The sequence below is a fragment of the Pseudolysinimonas sp. genome (genome assembly GCF_031389465.1).
Lineage (GTDB): Bacteria > Actinomycetota > Actinomycetes > Actinomycetales > Microbacteriaceae > Pseudolysinimonas_A.
Map to the genome: position 1 here is coordinate 1 of NZ_JANMSQ010000047.1, position 4,483 is coordinate 4,483.

Here is a 4,483-nt window from a genome sequence, read left to right on the forward strand (position 1 = left end):
TGGCCCGGACGCGATCCTGTCCGGGGCCGGGGTCCGCTGGCTCCCCGTCGTCCATGAGGCGAACGGCCCACGCTCGCGGGAGGAGGCGGAGGTCGTCGCCGATGCGGTGGAGGCTCTCGTCGGACGGACCTGGACGAGCACGGACGGTCGGCGCCTCGAGGTGGAGCTGCACGACATCATCGTGGTCGCGCCGTACAACGCCCAGGTGGATCTGTTGCGCCGCACCCTCGCTGTTGCGGGTCTCGGCGAGGTGCCGGTGGGCACGGTCGACAAGTTCCAGGGGCAGGAGGCGGCCGTCGCGATCGTGTCGCTCACGGCATCCTCAGCTGCGGATGTGCCGCGCGGCATCTCGTTCCTGCTGCAACGCAACCGGCTCAACGTCGCCATTTCGCGCGGCCAGTGGGCGGCGTACCTCATCCACTCCCCCGCCCTGCGCGACTACCTCCCCCACACCCCGCAAGCCCTCGCCGAACTCTCCGGCTTCATCCGCCTGACCACCCCCGCCCCCACCGCGGGTTGAGTAGCGCCCGCCGAAGGCGGACGCGTATCGAAACCAACCCCTCCACAACCTGAAACAGCGGCAAGGTCTCACAGGGCACCATGTATCACCGGTGATACAGTGCCCTCATGGGCGAGCCTAGAACCGTGACCATCCGAGACCTGAGAAATCGAGGCGGCGAGATCCTCGCCGAGGTGTCGCGCGGTGAATCGGTCATCGTGACGCGCGACGGCGAACCGATCGCAGAGATCCACCCCCTCCCCCGCCGGGGCCCCACCACCGACGAACTCATCGCCCGACGTCGACACTTGCCCCCGATCGACGTGGAACGCTTCCGCGCCGATATCGACAGTGTCATTGACCAGTCCCTATGAGAGCCGCCCGGGGACTCATCGACACCAACGTCCTCATCCGCCTCGCTGAACTCGACCGGGAGTCGCTCCCTACCGTTTCGGTGATTAGCACGGTCACCCTCGCCGAACTGACGGCGGGCCCGCTCATCGCTCACGACCCTCGGGAACGCGCGCTTCGTCAGTCGCACGTGCAGTTGGCCGAGGGTGACTTCGAAGCCCTCCCTTTCGACGCGCGCGTCGCCCGCGCATACGGGCGGGTCGCAGCCGACCTGCGGAGCGCCGGTCGTAAGACGTCCGCGCGCGCGTTCGATGCCCTCATCGCCGCAACCGCCCTGGCCCACAACCTCCCCCTCTACACAGCCAACCCCGACGACTTCGCGGCAATCGGCGGCCTCGACGTGCGGGCCGTGCGCGAGCGCGAAGCATCCGCCTAGAGGTCGAGCGAGTCCCGAAGGTACATCCGGATCGTGTCGAACGTCTCCTCATCGACCGCACCCGTCCACCGCAGAATCCGCTCGCGTGGTACGCACCGTGGCTGCTCAGTCATCGCCCAACTCGCAGCGGAGAGCCCGGTCATCCCGGCAACGGGCACGTGGTTCGGCCACCCCCGGTCACGCGTGGTCAGCGGGATGACGATGGCCAGCGAGTCGACGGCTTCGAGAGCAGCCGTCGACGAGACAACGACACCCGGACGCACCCCACCCTGCTCGCGACCGCGGGTCGGCTCGAGGTCGACCCAGATCACATCACCCGGCAGCAGGTTCATCAGGTAAAGGGTCGTACTTGGCGAGGTCCTCGTTGGACGCCCGCTCCCAGATCTGTGTCTCTTCTTCGTACTCCGCCCACTGTGCAGGAGTCATGCGCGCCCGTGCTTCTTTGATCGCCCGGAACCGCTCGGCGCGCTCATCCGCAGCGATGAGCTTCTCGATCACCTGCGCGACGGTGAGGTCGGATGCCCGCGCCCGCGCGTTGAGACGGTCGCGGAGGTCTTCCGGCACCTTGATCGTCGTGGCCATGCCCGGAGTATACCCGCGGTATACCGCTCGCTGCCTAGCCCCACCATCGCGTTTCGGCAACCCCTCGACATAACCGCCGGATCGGGGTGCACTGGAGCATCCGCAACCAGGAGGCAGCGATGAGCGCACTCGAGGACACCCAACCGATGAGTCAAGTCGACCTCGGACCCGCGCCGGGCGGCAGTTCGCCCGGCCAAGCCCTGGGGGTCGACGGCACCCCGACCTGAGAGACGCCGCTCAGCTCGCAGATCTGCCCTAAAACCCCGGGAGGTGACCGCCCGGAGTATCACCAACGGTCACGCAGACGTCCGCGGGCTCACCCCCGCGGGCGTCGCCGTTTCCGGGGTGCGGTTAACGCCCGCGACCCCCTCCGCCGCCGCCACCACCACCCGAGAAGCTGCCACCCGACGAGCCAAGTCGGCGTCGAATGACTCGATCTCGAAATCGTCGAGGTCCTGCTGCGTCGCGCTCCCCGCCGCGACGGCGCCGGCGGGGGCGAACACCAGGGCGGCCCCGACGGCGACAACGGCGGCGACACGCGCGACCCTCGGCATTCCCTCACCCTATCCAGCGCCCGCGGGTCGAGTGCCGCGCCTCGAGTGCCGCGGGTCGAGTGCCGCGGGTCGAGTGCCGCGGGTCGAGTGCCGCGCCTCGAGTGCCGCGGGTCGAGTGCCGCGCGCCAGCGCGGTGTATCGAGACCAGGTGTATCGAGACCCCAGCCGCACCCGCGCGTTAGGCTCGAACGGTGACCTCCGAGAGCCCCGGACGCCCCCGCCGCGCCAGCCTGGAGGTGCTGCGTGCCGAAGCTCAAGACGAACTCGCCACCGTCGTCGTGGAACGGCTGCGCGCCGGCGAAGACCCGTGGGCGTTCATGGATGAGATCCCGACGATCGACGAACTCGTGGTGCTGATTCTGCGTGCCGAACTGATCATGGCCGACAACTCGCGTCGCCCGACCCCCGAGGTGGACTACCGGATGCTGCGCCAGATCGCCCTCGCCTACCCCGACCTCACCCCCACCGTCTGGTCGATGCTCGACCGTCGCATGGCGAGCGCCTGAGTTTGCGGAGACACAGCATGCCGACATCCGCTCTCGCTCTCTTCGACTTCGACCCGTCGGGTGCCGCGACCGGGTACCGACTGGTCGACCCCGCCCAGCCTGCGCTCACCGTGACCGAACTGGCGGCGACCCGCGGCGACGGAGTGTTCGAAACCGTCGGGCTGCACGAGGGGCGCCCGATCAAGGCCGCCCGACACTTCGAGCGGTTCGCGAACTCGGTGCGGATGCTCGACCTGCCCGCGCAAGACACCTCGGTGTGGGATGCGGCATTGCGCGAAGTCGCCGCAGCCCTCGACGCAGGCCCGGAAGGCTGGGTCAAGATGGTGCTGAGCCGCGGGATCGAAGGTGGGGATGCACCCACCGGGTGGGCTTACGCGACGGTGTCGCCTTCAACCGTGTCGGTGCGCGAAGAGGGTTTGCGCGTCGTGCTGCTCGACCGCGGCTACCGGAACGACATCGCGCAAACCTCGCCGTGGCTGCTGCAGGGCGCGAAGACGATCTCGTACGCCATCAACCGCGCCGCCTACCGGGAGGCAGCGAAACGGGATGCCGACGATGTCGTGTTCACGACGAGTGACGGCTACCTGCTCGAAGGCCCGACGTCGACTCTGGTGCTGCGCACCGGCATGACGCTGCACACCACGCGCACCGACCTCGGCATCCTCGCCGGCACGACCCAGGCGGAACTGTTCGAGTGGGCGGCTCGCAACGGATACTCGACGGTGTACGAGCGGTTGACTCCGGCCGACCTCGCCGCCGCCGACGCCGCCTGGCTGGTGTCGTCGGTGCGGCTCGCGGCTCCGATCCGTGCCGTCGACGGCATCCCCAAGCCGGTGGATGCCGCCCTCACCGCATCCTTCACGGCCCACCTCCACTCCCTCGCCACCCCCTCCGCGGGTTGAGTGCCGCCGCAGGCGGCGTATCGAAACCGCGAGGCTCCGCGGGTTGAGTGCCGCCGAAGGCGGCGTATCGAAACCGCGAGGCTCCGCGGGTTGAGTGCCCGCGTAGCGGGTGTATCGAAACCGCGAGGCTCCGCGGGTTGAGTGCCCGCGTAGCGGGTGTATCGAAACCGCCCCCCGAGCAACCAGCTGTGGATGTCGACGACCTGCGATATCCCGTAGGCGCCACGATGTCGGCATGATCGCCTGCTACATTCTCCGCTGCGCGGACGGCAGCTACTACGTCGGAAGCACGAGGAACCTCGAGCGCCGTCTCGAACAGCACGGGTCGGGGATGGGGTCGGCATACACCGCGAAACGGTTGCCGGTTGAGCTCGTGTGGTGCGCCGAGTTCGACCGGATCGACGACGCATACCTCCTGGAGAAGCGGGTTCAGGGGTGGTCGCGGGCGAAGCGGGAGGCGCTGATAGCGGGCGATTTCGACGCGCTCCCGGGGCTCAGCAAGAAACAGTTTCCGCGACCTGGGGTTTGAGGTTGCTCGGGGGCGGTTTCGATACGCCGCCTGCGGCGGCACTCAACCCGCGGAGCCTCGCGGTTTCGATACACCCGCTACGCGGGCACTCAACCCGCGGAGCCTCGCGGTTTCGATACGCCGC

Annotated in this window: 9 protein-coding genes; 6 read left to right on the plus strand and 3 right to left on the minus strand. The window is 68.6% G+C overall.

The window, feature by feature from the left end:
• From RMO30_RS01865 to RMO30_RS01875, 3 genes are all read left to right on the plus strand, one after another.
• Positions 1–520: C-terminal helicase domain-containing protein (locus RMO30_RS01865; RefSeq protein ID WP_309708755.1), on the plus strand; the 520-nt coding region annotated here is incomplete at its 5' end.
• 125 nt (positions 521–645) lie between these two features.
• On the plus strand, positions 646–873 hold the full coding sequence (locus RMO30_RS01870) for a type II toxin-antitoxin system prevent-host-death family antitoxin (protein WP_309708758.1): 228 nt from the start codon (positions 646–648) through the stop codon (positions 871–873).
• A complete protein-coding gene (locus RMO30_RS01875) occupies positions 870–1,286 on the plus strand; it encodes a type II toxin-antitoxin system VapC family toxin (protein ID WP_309708761.1) in 417 nt (138 codons plus the stop codon). Before RMO30_RS01870 ends, RMO30_RS01875 begins: the two co-directional genes overlap by 4 nt.
• On the opposite strand, the gene RMO30_RS01880 is transcribed toward RMO30_RS01875, so the two are convergent.
• From RMO30_RS01880 to RMO30_RS01890, 3 genes are all read right to left on the minus strand, one after another.
• Positions 1,283–1,618 (minus strand): type II toxin-antitoxin system PemK/MazF family toxin, encoded by a 336-nt coding sequence (locus RMO30_RS01880; RefSeq protein ID WP_309708764.1) that lies wholly within the window; start codon positions 1,616–1,618, stop codon positions 1,283–1,285. The two genes, RMO30_RS01875 and RMO30_RS01880, sit on opposite strands and share 4 nt — an antisense overlap.
• Positions 1,599–1,868, minus strand: coding sequence for a hypothetical protein (locus RMO30_RS01885; protein WP_309708767.1), 270 nt, complete (start codon positions 1,866–1,868; stop codon positions 1,599–1,601). Before RMO30_RS01885 ends, RMO30_RS01880 begins: the two co-directional genes overlap by 20 nt.
• Before the next feature lie 296 nt (positions 1,869–2,164).
• Positions 2,165–2,422: a hypothetical protein gene (locus RMO30_RS01890; protein ID WP_309708771.1), complete on the minus strand. Its 258-nt coding sequence runs from the start codon at positions 2,420–2,422 to the stop codon at positions 2,165–2,167.
• A gap of 191 nt (positions 2,423–2,613) precedes the next feature.
• Between RMO30_RS01890 and RMO30_RS01895 the strand changes: the two genes are divergently transcribed.
• The 3 genes from RMO30_RS01895 to RMO30_RS01905 all read left to right on the plus strand — a co-directional run bounded on the left by RMO30_RS01895 (position 2,614) and on the right by RMO30_RS01905 (position 4,359).
• Positions 2,614–2,928 carry a tryptophan synthase subunit alpha gene (locus RMO30_RS01895; protein WP_309708773.1) on the plus strand — a complete coding sequence of 105 codons (315 nt, stop codon included), beginning with the start codon at positions 2,614–2,616 and terminating at the stop codon, positions 2,926–2,928.
• Between the two features lie 17 nt (positions 2,929–2,945).
• Positions 2,946–3,830: an aminotransferase class IV gene (locus RMO30_RS01900; protein WP_309708776.1), complete on the plus strand. Its 885-nt coding sequence runs from the start codon at positions 2,946–2,948 to the stop codon at positions 3,828–3,830.
• Between the two features lie 235 nt (positions 3,831–4,065).
• Positions 4,066–4,359: a GIY-YIG nuclease family protein gene (locus RMO30_RS01905; protein ID WP_309708778.1), complete on the plus strand. Its 294-nt coding sequence runs from the start codon at positions 4,066–4,068 to the stop codon at positions 4,357–4,359.
• Positions 4,360–4,483 lie beyond the last annotated feature (124 nt).

Coding starts and splice junctions, on each gene's coding strand:
- RMO30_RS01900 (WP_309708776.1), top strand. CDS start 2,946: ATGCCGACATCCGCTCTCGCTCTCTTCGACTTCGACCCGTCGGGTGCC.
- RMO30_RS01885 (WP_309708767.1), bottom strand. CDS start 1,868: ATGGCCACGACGATCAAGGTGCCGGAAGACCTCCGCGACCGTCTCAAC.
- RMO30_RS01890 (WP_309708771.1), bottom strand. CDS start 2,422: ATGCCGAGGGTCGCGCGTGTCGCCGCCGTTGTCGCCGTCGGGGCCGCC.
- RMO30_RS01905 (WP_309708778.1), top strand. CDS start 4,066: ATGATCGCCTGCTACATTCTCCGCTGCGCGGACGGCAGCTACTACGTC.
- RMO30_RS01880 (WP_309708764.1), bottom strand. CDS start 1,618: ATGAACCTGCTGCCGGGTGATGTGATCTGGGTCGACCTCGAGCCGACC.
- RMO30_RS01875 (WP_309708761.1), top strand. CDS start 870: ATGAGAGCCGCCCGGGGACTCATCGACACCAACGTCCTCATCCGCCTC.